Origin of the sequence: Streptomyces sp. NBC_01267 (assembly GCF_036241575.1) — a bacterium.
Classification (GTDB): Bacteria; Actinomycetota; Actinomycetes; order Streptomycetales; family Streptomycetaceae; genus Streptomyces.
The window spans coordinates 7,334,740-7,352,479 of record NZ_CP108455.1; the positions used below are offsets into that span (position 1 = coordinate 7,334,740).

Annotated in this window: 16 protein-coding genes and 1 pseudogene; 9 read left to right on the forward strand and 8 right to left on the reverse strand. The window is 70.3% G+C overall.

Annotated elements, in window-relative coordinates; genetic code table 11:
• The 6 genes from OG709_RS32685 to OG709_RS32710 all read left to right on the forward strand — a co-directional run bounded on the left by OG709_RS32685 (window position 1) and on the right by OG709_RS32710 (window position 4,180).
• Window positions 1–216 carry an MbtH family protein gene (locus OG709_RS32685; RefSeq protein WP_123467710.1) on the forward strand — a complete coding sequence of 72 codons (216 nt, stop codon included), beginning with the start codon at window positions 1–3 and terminating at the stop codon, window positions 214–216.
• A gap of 10 nt (window positions 217–226) precedes the next feature.
• Window positions 227–1,474 (forward strand): cytochrome P450, encoded by a 1,248-nt coding sequence (locus OG709_RS32690; protein ID WP_250301752.1) that lies wholly within the window; start codon window positions 227–229, stop codon window positions 1,472–1,474.
• A gap of 30 nt (window positions 1,475–1,504) precedes the next feature.
• Window positions 1,505–2,263 carry an SRPBCC domain-containing protein gene (locus OG709_RS32695; RefSeq protein ID WP_250301751.1) on the forward strand — a complete coding sequence of 253 codons (759 nt, stop codon included), beginning with the start codon at window positions 1,505–1,507 and terminating at the stop codon, window positions 2,261–2,263.
• Entirely contained in the window at window positions 2,263–2,463 is a 201-nt protein-coding gene (locus OG709_RS32700; protein ID WP_250301750.1) for a hypothetical protein, read from the forward strand. Before OG709_RS32695 ends, OG709_RS32700 begins: the two co-directional genes overlap by 1 nt.
• Before the next feature lie 618 nt (window positions 2,464–3,081).
• A complete protein-coding gene (gene panD, locus OG709_RS32705) occupies window positions 3,082–3,552 on the forward strand; it encodes an aspartate 1-decarboxylase (protein WP_250301749.1) in 471 nt (156 codons plus the stop codon).
• Between the two features lie 10 nt (window positions 3,553–3,562).
• A complete protein-coding gene (locus OG709_RS32710) occupies window positions 3,563–4,180 on the forward strand; it encodes an aspartate/glutamate racemase family protein (RefSeq protein ID WP_266645665.1) in 618 nt (205 codons plus the stop codon).
• A 338-nt stretch (window positions 4,181–4,518) separates the two neighbouring features.
• Here the strand turns inward: OG709_RS32710 and OG709_RS32715 are convergent.
• Window positions 4,519–4,733, reverse strand: a pseudogene (locus OG709_RS32715) (NADP-dependent phosphogluconate dehydrogenase); the annotation flags it as partial.
• A gap of 505 nt (window positions 4,734–5,238) precedes the next feature.
• Here OG709_RS32715 and OG709_RS32720 point away from each other — a divergent pair.
• Window positions 5,239–5,568, forward strand: coding sequence for a hypothetical protein (locus tag OG709_RS32720; protein ID WP_326693572.1), 330 nt, complete (start codon window positions 5,239–5,241; stop codon window positions 5,566–5,568).
• Between the two features lie 206 nt (window positions 5,569–5,774).
• Here the strand turns inward: OG709_RS32720 and gndA are convergent, their stop codons facing one another.
• On the reverse strand, window positions 5,775–7,232 hold the full coding sequence (gene gndA / locus OG709_RS32725) for an NADP-dependent phosphogluconate dehydrogenase (protein WP_250301746.1): 1,458 nt from the start codon (window positions 7,230–7,232) through the stop codon (window positions 5,775–5,777).
• Between the two features lie 333 nt (window positions 7,233–7,565).
• On the opposite strand from gndA, the gene OG709_RS32730 reads away from it, so the two are divergent.
• Window positions 7,566–8,012: a nitroreductase family deazaflavin-dependent oxidoreductase gene (locus tag OG709_RS32730; protein WP_250301745.1), complete on the forward strand. Its 447-nt coding sequence runs from the start codon at window positions 7,566–7,568 to the stop codon at window positions 8,010–8,012.
• 136 nt (window positions 8,013–8,148) lie between these two features.
• On the opposite strand, the gene OG709_RS32735 is transcribed toward OG709_RS32730, so the two are convergent.
• The 4 genes from OG709_RS32735 to OG709_RS32750 are packed head-to-tail and all read right to left on the reverse strand — an operon-like array spanning window position 8,149 to window position 12,758.
• On the reverse strand, window positions 8,149–9,504 hold the full coding sequence (locus OG709_RS32735; protein WP_250301744.1) for a GH1 family beta-glucosidase: 1,356 nt from the start codon (window positions 9,502–9,504) through the stop codon (window positions 8,149–8,151).
• Between the two features lie 47 nt (window positions 9,505–9,551).
• Complete coding sequence (locus tag OG709_RS32740; RefSeq protein WP_329168728.1) at window positions 9,552–10,421, reverse strand: carbohydrate ABC transporter permease; 870 nt, start codon at window positions 10,419–10,421, stop codon at window positions 9,552–9,554.
• On the reverse strand, window positions 10,414–11,421 hold the full coding sequence (locus OG709_RS32745) for a carbohydrate ABC transporter permease (RefSeq protein ID WP_266645661.1): 1,008 nt from the start codon (window positions 11,419–11,421) through the stop codon (window positions 10,414–10,416). The genes OG709_RS32740 and OG709_RS32745 overlap by 8 nt, the downstream gene beginning before the upstream one ends.
• 11 nt (window positions 11,422–11,432) lie before the next feature.
• The gene (locus OG709_RS32750) at window positions 11,433–12,758 is read right to left on the reverse strand and encodes an ABC transporter substrate-binding protein (RefSeq protein ID WP_266645659.1); all 1,326 of its coding nucleotides are present in this window, start codon (window positions 12,756–12,758) and stop codon (window positions 11,433–11,435) included.
• 141 nt (window positions 12,759–12,899) lie between these two features.
• Here OG709_RS32750 and OG709_RS32755 point away from each other — a divergent pair, with 141 nt between their 5' ends.
• Window positions 12,900–14,228, forward strand: a complete 1,329-nt coding sequence (locus OG709_RS32755) for an ROK family transcriptional regulator (RefSeq protein WP_250301740.1) — start codon at window positions 12,900–12,902, stop codon at window positions 14,226–14,228.
• 7 nt (window positions 14,229–14,235) lie between these two features.
• Here the strand turns inward: OG709_RS32755 and OG709_RS32760 are convergent, their stop codons facing one another.
• Window positions 14,236–15,015: an SAM-dependent methyltransferase gene (locus OG709_RS32760; RefSeq protein WP_326693568.1), complete on the reverse strand. Its 780-nt coding sequence runs from the start codon at window positions 15,013–15,015 to the stop codon at window positions 14,236–14,238.
• 172 nt (window positions 15,016–15,187) lie between these two features.
• Entirely contained in the window at window positions 15,188–17,677 is a 2,490-nt protein-coding gene (locus OG709_RS32765; protein WP_329168729.1) for a glycoside hydrolase family 3 C-terminal domain-containing protein, read from the reverse strand.
• Window positions 17,678–17,740: the final 63 nt, after the last annotated feature.

Sequence of the window (17,740 nt, forward strand, 5' to 3'; positions counted from 1 at the left end):
ATGACCAACCCCTTCGACGACCAGGACGGCACCTTCCTCGTCCTCGTCAACGACGAGAACCAGCACTCGCTCTGGCCGCAGTTCGCGGACGTCCCGGCCGGCTGGACCGTCGTCCACGGCCCCGACTCCCACGCCGCCTGCCTGGAACACGTCGAGCAGTCCTGGACCGACATGCGGCCCAAGAGCCTCGCCGACGCCATGAACGCCCAGCGGTAGCACGGCCGACGTGACCTCCACCGACACACTGGGCGGGGCCCGCGAAACCGCGGGCCCCGCCCGGCCCGACGACCTCGCCGCAGCCCTGCTCACCCCCGGGGCCCGGCGGGACCCGTACCCGTTCTACGCCCGCATGCGGCGCGAGGACCCGGTCCACCGCAGTCCCCAGGGCATCTGGTACCTCACCCGGTACGCCGACGTCGAGGCGGCGCTGAGCGACCTGCGGCTGTCCAACGACCGGGACAGGATGACCCGCGCCTACAGCGCGCTCGGCGGCGACCTCAAAGCCCTCAGCCGGCTCACCGACCGACTCGGCCGGGTGATGACCAACACCGACCCACCGGACCACGCCCGGCTGCGCAAACTGGCCAACAGGGCCTTCACCGCCCGGCGGGTCGAGGCCCTGCGCGACGGCGTCCAGCGGATCGTCGACCGCCTCATCGACGAGGCGGTCGCGGCCGGGCCGGCCATGGACCTGATCGAGGCGGTCGCCTCCCCGCTGCCGATGTCCGTGGTCTGCGAACTCTTCGGCATTCCGGAAGAGGACCGCCCGCAGGTCAAGAGCTGGTTCCGCCGCTTCGGCCGGCTCAGCGAGGACATCGACAAGTCCGAGGCGGCGATCGACCAGTACGAGGAGTACCTGTCCGGGCTCATCCGGCAGCGCAGGCGCGAACCGGGCGACGACCTGATCAGCGCCCTGGTCGCCACCCAGACACAGGACGACCGGCTCACCGACTCCGAACTGCTGTCCACCTGCTTCGTCCTGATCACCGCCGGCGACGAGACCACCACCCACCTGATCGGCAACGGCGTGCTGGCCCTGCTGCGCCACCCGGACCAACTGGCCCGGCTGCGCACGGATCCGGGCCTGATCCGCGGCGCCGTCGAGGAACTGGCCCGCTACGACACGGTGACCCAGGCGATTGTCCGGGTCGTCGCGGAGGACCTGGAGATCGGCGGACGGACGCTGCGGGAGGGCGAGCTGGTGTACCTGTTCCTCGGCGCGACCAACCGCGATCCCGAGCGCTTCGAGGACCCTGACCGGCTCGTCCTGTCCCGCCCCGGCAACCGGCACCTGAGCTTCGGTCACGGTCCGCACTTCTGCCTCGGAGGCCCGCTGGCCAAGCTCCAGGCGGAGGTGGCCGTCGGCACGCTGGTGCGCAGGCTCCCCGAGCTGCGGCTGGCCGACGGGGCGGCGCTGGACTGGCGGGACAACCCGCTGCAGCGGCGGCTGACCGCCCTCCCGCTTGCCTACTGATACCTGAACGACGACGAAGGAGAACCGACCATGGCCCGAGAGTTCGAGGTCTGCCGGGAGCAGGACCTGCCCGTCCCACCCGCCCAGGTCTGGGACGCGGTCGCCACCGGCCCCGGCAACCTCGGCTGGCTCTATCCGATGGAGATCGAGCCGCGTGTCGGCGGAAAGGTCACCCGGGGAGACGCCACCGTCGTGGCGTGGGAGCCGCCGCACCACTTCGCCGTCCGGGCGACTCAGGAGGGCGGGTTCTCCAACACGCTCAGCTACCGCATCGAGTCGGCCGACGGCGTCACGAGCCACCTGCGGATGGGAATCCACTGGGTGCACACAGGCATCGTCGACGGCGCCTGGAACTGGGACGCCAAGACGGACGTGGCCGAGAAGTACGTCGACTTCCACCAGCACGCCCTCGCCGAGTACCTCCGGCACTTCGCCGGCCGCCCCGCCACGTACGTCAGGTCCCAGCACCCCGAATCCACCGCCGATCCGGCCGACTTCGCCGCCCTGCGCCGACGCCTCGGTCTCGCCGACGACGCGGCCGTCGGCGACCGGTTCACGCTCCTCGCCCCCGGCCCGGACCGTGACCCCGTGGAGGTGGTCGTCGACTGGCTCAGCACCGACTTCGTCGGTCTGCGAGGCCCGGACGCCCTGTACCGGTTCTTCAACGGCAGCACCTGGAACGTGCCGATCTGGCTCGGCCACCACCTGTTCGCCGGGCACGCCGACGAGCAGCAGGCCACCAAGGAGTGGACCGCCTGGCTCAACGAAACCCAAGCTCAGGAGCTCTGATGGAAACCTCCACGCAGACACTGCTCTTTGCCGCCGAACTCGTCGAGGAGAACGGCACCTACGCCCTCGTCGTCCAGGACGTGAGGAGGGGTACCGTCCAGTCCACCCCGGTCCCCAAAGCCATGGTCGACAAGCTCCCGACCTTCCTCTCGGCGCTCACCGCCAGGCTCCACCCGGTGCCGCAGCGCCGCCGCTGGTAGTCCGGGCCGGCACCGAAGCTGGAGAATTTCGAGGCGCTGCGCCGTGATCTGCTCCCGCTGCTGTGGCCTGCTACCGCTCACCACGCACCCACAGAAGGCAGAACGTGTTCTGTTGTGCGTATGTGGCGGCGATGAGGTGCTACATCGGCTGACGCGATCACGGGGCGGCCTCCGGAGGAAGCACGGTGCAGCGACGCAAAGTCTGCCGGGCGACGCGGATCGCGCCGACGGGCAAGAAGCCCGCCAAGGGCCGTCCCGCAATTCCCGGCAGGCACGCGACGAAAGCTGTGGCGCCCCGCCGCGTTGTCGGAACGTCCGCACACTCCCCAGCGGCTTCGCCCGGGGTGCCCCCTGCGTACGCGAACCAGTGCACGTGTGGGGGTCGATTCGTGCAAGATGATTCCTTGTTGTCCTGATCAAACAGTGAAATTCGCGCACCGCGGGTCCGGCTTGTATGACGGTCATTTGCTGCGGTGTTCCCCCGCCGCCCGACGTCTGTTCTCGCCTGTGCGGCCTCTGGCGTAGGCATCCCTCGGGCGGGACGGATCCTGTAAGATGGGAAAATGGCACTTGACCTGCAAAAACGCAGGCAGGGAGCCTAGTCCCGGGAGTACCTCGATGCTGCGCACCATGTTCAAGTCCAAGATTCACCGTGCCACCGTGACGCAGGCCGACCTGCACTACGTCGGTTCGGTCACCGTCGATGCCGAACTCATGGAAGCCGCCGATCTGCTGCCGGGCGAGCTGGTCCACATCGTCGACATCGACAACGGCGCCCGCCTGGAGACGTACGTCATCGAGGGGGAGCGCGGCTCGGGCGTCATCGGCATCAACGGCGCCGCCGCCCACCTCGTCCACCCCGGTGACCTGGTCATCCTCATCAGCTATGCCCAGGTCGAGGACGCCGAGGCGCGTGCGCTCCGGCCGAGCGTCGTGCATGTCGATGCCGACAACCGGATCGTCGCCCTCGGCACCGACGCGGCAGCGCCCGTCCCGGGTACGGATCAGGAGCGCAGTCCGCTGGCGGCCGGCCCGTCGGCCCCGGTGACGGGCGCTGCGACCGTCCCCGGCGGCCTCGCGGAGGCCTAGCATCGCGGTCATGCTCGCCCTGCTGCACACCTCACCCGTCCATGTCCCGGTCTTCGACACGCTGCGGGACCGGGACCTCCCCGGTCTGCGGTTGCGTCACTCGGTGCACGAGGAGCTGCTGGCCGGGGCCCGTGCCGCAGGGCCCGCCGCGGTCGCCGACGACGTGCGGCGGGTACTCGCCCGTGCCGTTGCCGACGGCGCGACAGCCGTCCTGTGCACCTGCTCGACCCTCGGGGGCGTCGCCGAGGCGGCCTCGGCGGCGCTCGGGGTTCCCGTGTTGCGGGTGGACCGGCCGATGGCCGCCGCGGCAGTGGCCACCGGCCCGCGGATCACCGTGGTCGCCGCCCTGGAGAGCACCCTGGAGCCGACGGTCGCCCTGCTGCGCGAGGAGGGGCCGGACGTCCGGATCCGGTCCGTGCTGGCGGAAGGTGCCTGGACTCTGTTCGAGGAGGGGGACCGCACCGGGTATCTGGACGCCGTGGCCCGCGCGGTCGACGGGGTCACGGACGCCGATGTGATCGTGCTGGCGCAGGCATCGATGGCCGACGCGGCCGGGCGTACGCACACGTCGGTGCCGGTCCTCTCCAGCCCGCGCCCCGGGCTTCTCGCGGCGGCCCGACTGGTGTGACCCGGCGGGCGTGGGCAGGCGCTGCGGGAGACATTGGTCGGGACAGCCACCCCCGTACCGGAGGAGTCCACGTGACGCACCCGAACCCCGACCCCGTGCCCCCGATCCCGGATCCGGGCACGCCGGACCCCTTGCCACCCCTTCCCACTCCCACGCCCACCCCGAAGCCCGGACCGGGTGGCCCCGGCCCGGTGCCGGGCCCGCTGCCCGATCCCGTTCCGCAGCCGCCCGGCCCCGAACCCGTACCCGATCCGCAGCCCGGTCCCGCCTTCCGCCACTGACGCGCACGCGCGGACGGCGCGGACAGAGGCCGACGCGGCGAGCCGGTGCACGGCGTCTCAGCCGGTACTCACCTCGGAGCGGTCGCCGCCCCAGAGCGTGTGGAACGAACCCTCGCGGTCGGCCCCGGAGGCGGGAGCCGCGGAGAAGCCCCGGGTCGGGACACCTGGCGCGCGGCGGTGGCGACCACCGCGCGCCAGTCGTCCAGTGCTCCACGGATCTCCGCGGCGAATCTGCCGTCGGAGAGCGGACTTGCCAGGTCCGGCCGGGCGTTGCCGCTGCTCTCCGCAGCCGGGGTGGTCCGGGGGGATGGTTGTTCGGGAGGAATTCGGCAACCGCGCCGGTCGGTACCAGAGTGTGTGGACGCCCCGACCCGCCGTACGCCCAACATCCTCGCCCTGGTGGATTCGCCTTCAAGCGCCCACCACTGCGACGAAATCCGTACATCCAAAAGCTATTGACAGCGGAATCCGTAACTTTGCAGAATTGGCTGCCAGTTGACGCGGTGAGCAGCACTTCGACCCTCTCACCAGCCGGATCAGCTGGACGGTGACCGAACCGGCAGCCCCCGGTTTCCGGGCTTGCACGTCCACTGCCGACTACCTGTCTTCAGCGCCCACGAGCTCGCGGGGACTGCTCCGTACGGCCGGTTCCACCTGCGAGGCGGTGTACGGCGACTACGCGTGCGCTTCCTTCAGCGTTCACGCGCCGGGCATCGTCCGTGTCGCCACGGCCTCACGGCAGCCGACGGCCTTCTGGTCCTCGAACCCTCCGCCGACGTGGACGGCCTGACGGCCGCTCTCGGCGAGGCGGCGGCCCGGGAAGCCATCCCGGTCACCACGCTCACCTGCCACCCCGGCGCCCCCGCTCTCCCTCCGGTCCTGGCCCAAATTCCCCTGACCGTAAGGCTCCAGCTCCTCGGTGAACGTTTCGCGGGTCTGCGCCACCAGGACCCCGACGTCGCGATCGTCGGGGCCTGGGCCGATTCCGACCTGTGGGCCAGGGGCCTGCCGAAGGCGACGGAAGGCGCGGAAGCGGGGGTGACGGCTGGGAACTCCTCCCCTTCCTCCCCTTCCTCCTCCGAGTCCGAAGCCGTGGTCGCACGGTGAAGTTCCTCGGCCGGCGTGGCGCCCTGGTCCTGGCCGCGCTGTGTTGGGGCGGGTCGGCGACTGCCCCGGAGCCGGAGCCGGAACCCACTCCTGTTCGCGGCGAACCGGCGAACCGGTGAACCGGCCCGTGCCGCGATGAGCTCCTGCCGGTGCCAGGACGCAGGCTCCAAGCCGAGAACAGGGCCGACGACGGCTGCGAGTGCCGGTCAGCTTCTGACTTCGGTCCTGTCGCCGCCCCAGAGGGTATGGAAGGTGCCGTCACGGTCGGTGCGGTGGTAGGTGTGTGCGCCGAAGTAGTCGCGCTGGCCCTGGGTGAGGGCGGCCGGGAGGCGTTCGGCGCGCAGGGAGTCGTAGTAGGCGAGGGTGGCAGCGAAGGCGGGGGTGGGGACGCCGCGGGTGACGGCAGTGGCGATCACGGTGCGCCAGTCGTTCTGTGCGGCGGCGATCTCCTCGGCGAAGCTCTTGTCGGAGAGGAGGCTCGGCAGCTGAGGCTGGGCTTCGTAGGCGCTGGTGATTCTGTCGAGGAACGCGGCCCGGATGATGCATCCGCCGCGCCAGATCGAGGCGACCGCACCGAGGTCGATGTTCCAGTCGTACCGCTCGCTGCCGGCCGCGATCTCGTGGAAGCCCTGGGTATAGGCGACGATCTTCGAGGCGTACAGTGCCTGCTCGACCTGGTCGGCGAATGCCGCCGCCTCGTCCTCGCCGAGTTTGCGGGCGGCCGGTCCGGCGAGGTGGCGTGAGGCATTTCGTAGGGCGGCGTGGCCGGAGACGGAGCGGGCGAAGACGGCCTCGGCGATGCCGGAGACAGGAACCCCCAGGTCGAGGGCGATCTGCACGGTCCAGCGACCAGTGCCTTTCTGCTCCGCCTGGTCGAGTACGACATCCACGAAGGGCTTACCGGTCGCCGCATCGACATGCGAGAGCACTTCCGCGGTGATCTCGATGAGGTAGGAGTCCAGGCGCCCGGTGTTCCAGGAGCGGAAGATGTCCGCGATCTGCGCCGGGGAGTATCCGGCCACGTCGCGGAGCAGCTGGTACGCCTCGCCGATGAGTTGCATGTCGGCGTACTCGATGCCGTTATGCGTCATTTTCACGAAGTGCCCGGAGCCGTCAGGGCCGATATGCGTGACGCACGGGGCGCCGTCCTTGGCTTTCGCAGAGATCTTTTCCAGCATCGGCCCGAGCGTGTCGTAAGACTCTTTGCTGCCGCCCGGCATGATGCTCGGCCCGTGCAGCGCGCCCTCCTCGCCGCCGGAGATCCCGGTGCCGACGAAGTGGATGCCCCGCTCGCGGAGTTCCTTCTCGCGGCGCCGGGTGTCCTCGAAGTGCGCGTTCCCGCCGTCGATGACGACATCGCCCTCTTCGAGGAGCGGCACGAACTCCTGGATCACGGCATCCGTGGGCTCACCCGCCTTCACCATGATCACCAGGCGGCGCGGGCGCTCCAGGGCGGCGACGAACTCCTCCGGGCTGTCGGCCGGTACGAACACACCCTCCTCGCCGAACTCCTCCACCAGGGCGTGCGTCCTGGCCGTGGTGCGGTTGTGCAGTGCGACGGTGAAGCCGTTGCGCGCGAAGTTACGGGCGAGATTGCGGCCCATGACCGCGAGTCCCGTGACGCCGATCTGGGCGGTCGCCTGGTTTTCGGTTGTGCGGGGCATTGCGGAATCCCACTCCTGTCGCCTGCATCGAAGACGTGCGCGAGGTGTGCTGTGCCACGGAGCCGCGAGGCTCTCCAGGGAGGCCGGGCGCCGGGTGGTCATCGTCGCACGGAGGGCGGTCCGGGCCCGGGTGTACGGACGGAGGGCCGGAGGCGTGTCACGGCGGCGCCGCGCTCTGACGCGCCGGTACGTGTGTCGGCATTTGCGCGGCACGGGTCGTCGGGGGGAAGGTCGTGGCGGTCGTGGGTGTTGTCCGTACCGGCGACCGCTGTGCAGCGACCGCGGTGGCACGACCGCCGTGCCACCTGACTTCGATGATGGGACAGGAACGCCATGCCTCTTGACGGAGAGTACGAGCCGAGCCCGGCGCAGTGGGTCCGGGACCAGGTCGAGCTGTACGAGAGCTCGGGCGGCAAGGAGGGGACCACGATGCGCGACATGCCGGTCGTGGTCCTCACCACCCTGGGCACGAAGAGCGGCAAGATCCGCAAGACGCCGCTGATGCGGGTGGAGCACGACGGCGCCTACGCGGTGGTCGCCTCGCAGGGTGGTGCGCCCAAGCACCCGGTCTGGTACCACAACGTCGTCGCCGATCCGCGGGTGGAGCTCCAGGACGGCCCTGTCCGCCAGGACATGACAGCCCGTGAGGTCACGGGTGCCGAGAAGGCCGTGTGGTGGGAGCGTGCGGTCGCGGCCTTCCCCGACTACGCCGACTACCAGCGCAAGACGGACCGCGAGATCCCGGTCTTCGTCCTGGAGCCGGCGGCTCGCACCCACTGAGACGTCACGTCCGGTACGACCGTGTGGTGCGCATGGTGCTCCCGGTCGTCCGGAAGCGTCTCGGCGCCGCCTGGCCAACCGGCTGTCCCCGGCCCGGAGTTCCCGGGCCGGGGACAGCTCGTTCACCCTCGGCCGCTCACGCCGCCCGGCGGCCACGGCCGCGGGCCGAGCGCACGATGTCCGCGTACCGGCGACCGCTGCTCTTGACGGTGCGGCGCTGCGTCGCGTAGTCCACGTGCACCAGGCCGAACCGCTTGTCGTAGCCGTACGCCCACTCGAAGTTGTCCAGCAGCGACCAGGCGAAGTACCCGGCCAGCGGAGCCCCCTTGCGGGCGGCGCGGGCGCAGGCGGCCAGGTGCTCGTCGAGGTACCTGACGCGCTCCGGATCGTCGACCGAGCCGTCGGCGCGGACCACGTCCGGATAGGCGGAGCCGTTCTCGGTGACGTAGATCTTCCGCGCGCCGTACTCGTCGGCCACCCGCACCAGGATGTTCTCCAGGCTGTCGGCGTCGACCTCCCAGTCCATCGCGGTGTGACGGGAGCCGGGCAGATAGACCTGCTTGGCCCTGGGCAGCGGGCCGGTCGGGTCGTCGGTGACGACGTTGCGGAAGTAGTAGTTCACCCCCAGCCAGTCGAGCGGGGCTGCGATCGTGTCGAGGTCGCCGGTCCTGACGGGCAGGTCGACGCCGTACAGGTCGACCATGTCCTGCGGGTAGCCGCGGCCGTGGATCGGGTCCAGCCACCAGCGGTTGGTGTGGCCGTCGGCGCGGACCGCCGCCGCCCGGTCCTCCTCGCGCTCGGTGGCGGCCTCGCACGGGCTGAGATTGTTGACGATGCCGACGCGCGCACCGGGCACGGCGGCCCGGATCGCCTGCGTCGCCAGGCCGTGGCCGAGATGCAGGTGGTACGAGGTGCGGACGGCGGCGGTGATGTCCGTGAGGCCGGGCGCCATGGTCCCTTCGAGGTGGCCGATCCACGAGGAGCACAGCGGCTCGTTGAGCGTCGCCCAGTCCTTCACCCGGTCGCCGAGCCGCTGGGCGACCACGGCGGCGTACTCGGCGAAGTGCTCGGCGGTCTCCCGGGCCGGCCAGCCGCCGCGGTCCTGCAGGCTCTGCGGCAGATCCCAGTGGTACAGGGTCGGGAAGGGGGTGATGCCTGCTTCGAGGAGACCGTCCACCAGCCGGTCGTAGAAGGCGAGCCCCTTCTCGTTGACCGGTCCGTCACCACCGGGTACCACGCGTGGCCAGGCGACGGAGAAGCGGTACGCGTCCACGCCGAGCTGCTTCATCAGCCCGATGTCCTCGCGCCACCGGTGGTAGTGGTCGCAGGCCACATCGCCGTTGTCGTTGTTGTCGATCTTCCCGGGGAGGTGCGAGAACGTGTCCCAGATGGAGGGCGAACGGCCGTCCTCGGCCACGGCACCCTCGATCTGGTAAGCGGCCGTGGCCACCCCCCAGGTGAAGTCGGCGGGAAGGGAGTTGTACGCGTTCACGGACTGCCTCTCTGCTGTGCTGTGGGGTGGAGCGGCGGAGCGTGGTCTCACTTGACGGCGCCCGCGGTGAGACCCGCGACGAGATACCGCTGGAGGAACAGGAACCCGGCGACGACCGGCATGCTGACGACGAGTGAGGCGGCCATGATCTGGTTCCAGTACACGTCGTTCTGCGTCGAGTAGCCCTGGAGGCCCACGGCGAGCGTCCGCGTGGTGTCGTTCGTCATGACCGAGGCGAAGAGCACCTCGCCCCAGGCGGTCATGAACGCGTAGAGGGCGACCGCCACGATGCCGGGGATCGCGGCGGGGACGACGACCCTGAAGAGCGCCCCGAGCGGACCGCAGCCGTCCACCATCGCCGCTTCGTCCAGGTCCTTCGGGATGGAGTCGAAGTACCCGATCAGCATCCAGATCGAGAACGGCAGCGAGAAGGTCAGATAGGTGAGGATCAGACCACCGCGGGAACCGTAGAGCTGGATCCCCGTCGAGTTCCCGATGTTCACGAAGATCAGGAACAGCGGGAGCAGGAACAGGATGCCGGGGAACATCTGGGTGGACAGCACGGTCACGGTGAAGAACCGCTTGCCGCGGAAGCGGTAGCGGCTCACCGCGTACGCCGAGAAGATCGCGACCACCACCGAGCAGATGCTCGCCGTGCCCGCCACGATCAGGGAGTTCATGAAGTACTTGGCGAGCGGGATGGTCGACCAGATGTCGATGTACGGGCGGAGGGTGAACCCGGACGGTATCCAGGAGAACTTGCCCGACACGTCGGACAGCGGCTTCAGCGAGCTGCTCAGCATCACATAGACGGGAACGAGCGTGAATCCCGAGATCAGGGTGAGCACGATGCGCCGGGTCCAGACGAAGGACCGCGGGGGCGCGGTGGGCGACCGATGAGCGGTGGTACTAGACATCGGAAGTCTTCCTCCCGCGCGAGGTGAAGAACAGGTACACGGCCGTCACCAGCAGCAGGAAGAGCAGCAGGAGAACGGACATCGCCGCACCACTGCCGAAGTTCCAGGTGACGAACGAGGACTGGTAGATGTGGATGGACATCAGGTCCGCCGCTTCCGGCGCCGACTTGCCGAACAGCACGTACGGCGTGTTGAAGTCGTTGAAGGTCCACAGGAAGAGAACGAGGACCAGTACCTGGTTGACGGAGCGCAGCGACGGCAGCGTGATCTTGCGGATCTGCTGCCACATTCCCGCGCCGTCGATCGACGCGGCCTCGTAGAGCTCACGCGGGATGTTCTGGAGCGCGGCCATCACCATGAGGAAGGCGAACGGCCAGGACTTCCAGATGGCGACGATGACCAGGGCGTAGAAGCTGTTGTCGCCGATCAGCCAGAACGACGGCTTGTCGGTGATGCCCAACTGGTCGTGCAGGACGTGGTTCACCAGGCCGTTGTCCCGCTGGAACATGAAGGCCCAGGTGATGATCGCGGCGTAGGCGGGCAGGGCGTAGGGGATCAGGAAGACGGTACGCAGCACGCCGCGGCCACGGAAGTTCTCCTGCATCAGCACCGCGGCGACCGTACCGATCAGCCAGGAGATGCTGACGGCCAGCGCGGTGAAGGCGAGGGTGACGTAGAAGGAGTGCAGCAGTGCTTCGCCGATCGGGGCGTTGAAGTCCACCGCGACCTTGAAGTTGTGCAGGCCGGTCCACGGGGCGTCGCTCCAGTTGCGGATGAAGAACTGCGTCAGTCCGCGGAAGCTCATCACGATGCCGATGATCATCGGCACGATGTGGATGAGCAGTTCCAGTACGAGCGCGGGGAGAAGCAGCAGATACGGCAGGCCGCCCCGGCGGATCCGGTCGGGGATGCGCGGGAGACGTCCCCGCGCACCCCCTGACGTCAGAACATCGCCGCCGGCCGCCTGCGGGACCTGGGAAGGGGTCTCGGTGGCAGTCATCGGTCAGTGCCTCACTGCGTCATCTGCTGCTGGGCCTTGGTGAGCTTGGCCTTGACGGATTCCGTCGTGACGGCGCGGCCTGCGGCGGCGTCCGCCCACAGCTCCTTGATGGCGGTGCCGACGGTGGTCTCGAACTGCGACTCCGAGGCGACCTGGGGCAGCGGCGCCGCGCTGGTGGACAGCGTGTCCTTGAGGACCTTCAGATCGGGGGCGGAGAAGGCGGGATCCTGCTGGGCGGCCTTCACCGGCGGGATCGCGCCGTACGACTTGTTGAGGATCTTCTGCTCGTCGTCGCTGGTCATGAACTTCACGAAATTCAGGGCGCCCTTGGTGTTCCTGGTGTTCTTGAAGACGGCCATGTTGATGCCGGCGACCATGGAGTTGGTGCCCTTGCCCTGGCCAGGAGTGCCGGACTCGACCGGGACGGGCGCTGCTCCCCAGTCCTCCGGCTTCATGCCCTGGGAGGCGAAGGTGGTCGCCGCCGCCTGCCAGAGGACCATCGCGGTCTTGCCCTTGGAGAAGTCGCTGAGCGACTGGTTCTGGGCGTACTCGGCGTTGCCGGGGGCGATGATCTTGTCCTTGGCCATGAAGTCGACGTACTGCTTCACGGCGGCCACCGCACCGGGCGAGGTGAAGGTCGGCTTGCCCGACCCGTCGAAGAAGTCGGCGCCGTGCTGCTTGCCGAGTACGAACGCATGGTGGATGTTCTCGGAGAGGTTGCCGCCCTCCGCGCCGAGGCCCCACTTGCCGCTGGTGCCGTTCTTGGAGATCTTCTGCCCGTCGGCGACCAACTCGTCCCAGGTGGCGGGGGGCTTGGCGATGCCCGCGTCGGCGAACATCTTCTTGTTGTAGTAGAGCGCGTACGAGAGCGAGTACAGCGGAACCGCCGAGGGATCCTTGCCCGCCGCACCCGCGGAGCCCACTGCCGCGTCGACGAACCGGTCACGGCCGCCGATCGCGTCGAAATTGGCCTTGTCCCAGGGCAGCAGAGCCCCGGTGGCCTGGAGCGAGGCGGACCAGGTGTTGCCGATGTTGAGCACATCGGGGCCCTGGCCGGAGGAGGTGGCGGCAAGGATCCGGTTGAGCAGGTCCGCCCAGGGGACCACTTCGAGCTTGACCTTGATGCCCGTCTGCTTCTCGAACTTCTTCAGCTCGGGCGTGAGGATCTTCTTGTCGGCCGCGATGTTCGGCCCCTGGTTGGACGCCCAGTAGGTGAGCGTCTTGGGGGAGTCATTGCTGCCTCCGCCGCTGGTGTCGCTCCCACCGCCGCACGCCGTGGCTCCGGCGAGGGTGGAGACGGCGATGACGACTGCTGCTGCGGCTCGGATTCTGCGCATGTTCAGTGGCCCCTTCCCGGGGAGGGCTGCGTTCAGTGTTCGAACGGCCTTCAGGCTTAATTCAGATCGTGAGTTAAGTAGTGAGAGAAGGTCGCGTCAAGAGCTTGCGCAGGGGTATGTTGCCTCCCGGGAAGGAGACACATGGCTGCACAGAGCAAGCGAACCGTGCGTGACCTGCGGCGGGTCAACCGCGCAGAGGTATTGCAACGTTTGTATTTCGACGGCCCGCTCAGCCGTCAGGAGCTCGGCGCCGCCACCGGCCTGAGTTCGGGTTCCATCAGTAATGTCGTCGCCGAACTGGCCGCGGACGGACTGCTCGAAGAGGCCGGGGTGGTCGACTCCGAAGGGGGACGCCCCCGCACGCTGCTGCGCGTCGCCCCCGCCAGCGGCCATCTCATCGGCATCGACGTGGGCGAGACCCGGGTGCGGGTCGAGCTCTTCGACCTGTCACTCGGTGAACTGGCACGCTCCGAAAGGCCGTTGGTCCAGCACGGCTACGACGTCGACCGGATCGTGGGCCACATCCGGGCCGCTGTCACGGATGTCCTGCGGGACGCGGACGTGACCGCGGACCGGCTCGTCGGCGTCGGTGTCGGCGTCCCGGGCATCATCGACCGGAGCTCGGCCGACGGGGTCGTCGTGCACGGCCAGACCGTCGGCTGGGACGCCGTACCGCTGGAGAAGCTGCTCCGCGAGTCGGCCGAACTCCCCTCCCACGTACCGTTCTTCATCGACAACGGAGCCAAGACCCTGGGCCAGGCCGAGATGTGGTTCGGGGGCGGACGCGGCGCGAGCGACGCCGTCGTCGTGCTCTTCGGCTCCGGGGTCAGTGCCTGCGTCGTGGTCGACGGCGCGCACTACGGGGGCGCGGGCAGCCGGGCCGTCGAATGGGGCCACACCACCGTGCGCGTGGGAGGACGGCACTGCCGCTGCGGTTCCCCCGGCTGTCTGGAGGCGTACGTCGGAGCCCAGGCCATCCGTGAGCGCTGGCTGGAGAGCGGCGGCTCCCCGGCATCGTCGGCCGACGAGGAGACGGCGCTCGCCGCCCTGCTGGCCGCCGCCCTGCCCGCGCCGGACGGACCGCCGGCCGATCCCGCGGCTGCCCGGCTCCTGGACGAGACCGCGGAGTACCTGGGCGCGGGCATCGCCGATCTGGTCAATCTCTTCCGGCCCGAACGCATCCTCGTCGGCGGCTGGGCCGGGCTGCTGCTCGGACCGGCTCTGCTGCCCGCCGTACGGCGCTACGCGAAGAAGTACGCGATGAGACATCCGGCCGAGCACGTCAGCATCGACCTCGGCACACTCGGCCCCGACGCGGTGACCCTCGGCGCCGCCACCCTGCCGCTCGCCGACTTCTTCGCCCGCGGCGGGCGCCGCCGCCAGGACTCCGCGGACGCGACAGCCGATCCCGCGGACCTGCTGGACCAGGGGAACTGGCGCCCCGTCGTGGTCGAACGGAGATCGGTGTGAGCCCGGCTCACGGCACGCGTGCCACGCCCACGTACCCGGGATACGGCGTCATCTCGGGGGCGGGAGGTTCTTGGTACCACTCGGGTCCCGTGACCACACCGGGCTCGACGAGGTCGAGACCGTCGAAGAAGCGCGTGATGTCGGCGCGCGTCCGGGGCTGGAAGGGAATCCGGCTGGAGTACGTACGGGCCACTTCCCCGGCCTCGGGGAGCGAGTCGAGGCTGGCCTGCGCGAGCACCAGGTAACTGCCCGGAGGGAGCTGGCCGACGAGGGTGCGCACAAGGGCGTGCGGGTCCTCCTCGTCGAGGATGAAGTGCATGATCGCGACGAGGGACAGGGTGACGGGGCGGCTGAAGTCCAGGAACGTACGGGCGTGGTCGAGGATCGCCAGCGGATCGCGGACATCGGCCTCGATGTAGTGCGTGGCCCCCTCGGAGGCGCTGACGAGCAGGGCTTCGGCGTGGCGCAGCACGATGGGGTCGTTGTCCGCGTAGACGACCCGGGCGGCCGGAACGATCTGCTGCACGATCTGGTGCAGATTGGGCTCGGTGGGGATCCCGGTGCCGATGTCCAGGTACTGGTCGATGCCCTTGCGCGCGGTCCAGGCGACGGCACGGTGCATGAAGGCCCGGTTCTGCTTGGCACCGACCCGGATGAAGTCGCCCATTTTCTCGCCGAGTTCCCGGTCGGCGAGATAGTGGTCCTTGCCACCCAGCAGATAGTCGTAGACGCGGGCCGGGTGCGGCTTGCTGGTGTCGATCGGGTGCTGAGGGTTGCCTGCCGTCATGGAGAGCTCCGTTGCGGGTCCGGACATGGCGCGTGAGATCGAGCCGGGCCGTCAGCCGGCCACTGCGGCGTCCCCGCACCGTCCCGCTGTCCGTCCTCTGCGCAGTCTGTCACTCCGGCCGGAAAATGTCGGCCGGTGAGCAGCTCCGGCGAGCGGGGTCGTGAGCGGCGGGTCAGCGGGGCGTGACCGTTTCCGACCGCTCCCCGGCGGCCTGCCACGCGGGCGCGGGGACCCGGATCTCCGCGGTCAGCGGCAGATCCCCGGCCGACCGCCCCGCGTACACCGTGAAGCCCCCCGGCTCGGTGCGCCAGCCGTGCCCGGTCACGGACCAGTGCTCCAGCGCCCGCCGGTCCACCCGGACCACCGCCTCCGCGGTTTCGCCCGGCCGCGCGCGCACCGCCGCGTGGCCCGCGAGCCAGCGGGCGGGCCGCTCCACGGTGGTCTCCGGACGCGCGAGATAGACCTGGACGACCTCTCGGCCCTCGCGCCCGCCCGTGTTGCGTACCTGTACCCGCACCTCGAACGAGCCGTCGGCGGCCACCGATCGGGGCACGTCGAGCCGTTCGTACTGCCAGCTGGTGTACCCGAGGCCGTGCCCGAACCAGTACGCGGGCGCCGACCGTCCGCGCAGCCAGGCGCGGTAGCCGATGTGCAGGCCCTCGTCGTAGCGGAGGGCGCCGCGGTCCGGGACGGTGTCCAGCACCGGGACGTCGCTCTGCCGCACCGGCCAGGTGGTCGGCAGCCTGCCGCCCGGTTCGGCCCGCCCGAGGAGCACGTCCGCCAGCCCGTGCCCCGCCTCCTGCCCGGGAAACCAGCCGATGAGCAGCGCGGCCACCTCCTCGCGCCACGGCAGGGCGACCGGACCGCCGGAGTTCACCAGCACCACGGTGTCCGGGTGGGCGCCGGACACGGCCCGGACCAGCGCGTCCTGCCCGTCCGGCAGCGACAGCGAGCCCCGGTCGCTGCCCTCGGACTCGGTCGCCTCCGTGGTGCCGACGACCAGCACCACGGCATCGGCGGCGCGGGCGGCCGAGACCGCTTCGGCGAGGGCCGCGGCCGGGCAGCCGGGCGGCGGCGCGGCGGCGAGGACCGTGGCGACGCCGGTGTCCGGGGCCAGACCGCGCCGCGCGACGACCTCGTACCCCTGCCCCGCGGTGAGCGGGAGCGTCGCACGACGGTACGGCGGCGACACATGGACCCGGGTCGGATCGTCCGTGTCACGGGCGAACTCGCCCGCCAGGACGGTCAGGCCGTCCACGGCCAGGGAGATCGGCCCGAACCCGCCGACCGCCAGCGTCCACTCGCCCGTCACCCCGGGCCGCAACAGGGCGCGGATCTCCACGGTGGCCGCACCGTCCACCCCCGCCGGTTCCACGATCCGCCCCGACAGCCGGTGCTCCGCGTGCAGCTCCCTGCCCTCGGCATCCAACAGCCGTACCAGTACCCCCTGTTGGCCGGACATCGGATTGTGCGCCAGCGCCCCTGAAAGCGGCACCGGCCGCCGCTCGGGCGGCACACCCGGCGCGTGGAGCACCCGCACATCAGGGCCCAGCGCCTGCCGGATCCCCGCCAGCGGGGAGACGGTGCGCGCCGGAAACACCTCGGCGCTCCCACCGCCCTGGATCCGCGGCTCGGCGGCCCGGGGACCGATCACGGCGACCGTTCGCAGCCGCCCGGGGTCCAGCGGCAGCACCGGACCGGCGCTCCCGGTGTTGCGCACGAGTACGGTGCCCGCCGCGACGGCCTTGCGTAGCAGCGCGCGCCGGTGGGACTCCGGCACCACCGGGCGCCACCGGGGCGCGGGGGCGCCCAGCGCTCCCACCCGGTCGGCCAGCCGCAGCAGCCGGCGCACCTTGTCGTCCAGTGCGGACTCCGCCACCGCTCCTGTCCGTACGGCTGCCAGCAGCGCGTCCCCCCAGGCGCTCTCGGGCCCCGGCATGGCGAGGTCCTGCGCGGCCCGCGCGGTCTCCACCGTGCTGCGCACCGCGCCCCAGTCCGAGACGACCACGCCGTCGAACCCCCAGGCGCCCTTCAACGGTTCGGCCAGCAGCGGACTCGCCGACATGGTGGCGCCGTTGACGCGGTTGTACGCCGACATCACCACCCACACACCGGCGTCGACGGCGGCCTCGAACGGCGCGAGATAGACCTCCCGCAGGGCCTGCTCGCCGACCCTCACATCCACCGTGAGCCGGTCCGTCTCCGCGTCGTTGGCCACGAAGTGCTTGGCCGTGGCGGCCACTCCGCCCTCCTGGACCCCGCGGATCACCGCCGCGCCGGTACGCGCGGTGAGCAGTGGATCCTCGGCGTAGCACTCGAAGTGCCGGCCGCCGAGCGGGGTGCGGTGCAGGTTGAGTGTCGGTGCGAGCAGGACGTCTACTCCCTTGCGCCGGGCCTCGAAGGCGAGCAACCCGCCCATCTCCTGGGCCAGTTGCTCGTCCCAGGCCGCCGCGAGGGCGGTGGGGGAGGGCAGCACCAGCGAGGTCTCCCGCTCGTCCCACGACTCGCCGCGCACACCGACGGGACCGTCCGAGGTGACCAACGGGCGCAGCCCGACGGCCGGTTCGCCCTGCGTACGCCACCCGGACGCACCGGTCAGCAGACGTACTTTGCCCGCCGGACCCAGCGACGCGACCAAGGCGTCCAGCTCTTCGTCCGTCATGACGGCCCCCTCCGCGCCCCTGTTCGGAGAGCGCTCTCCCGTATCGGCTGCAAGGCTACGGTG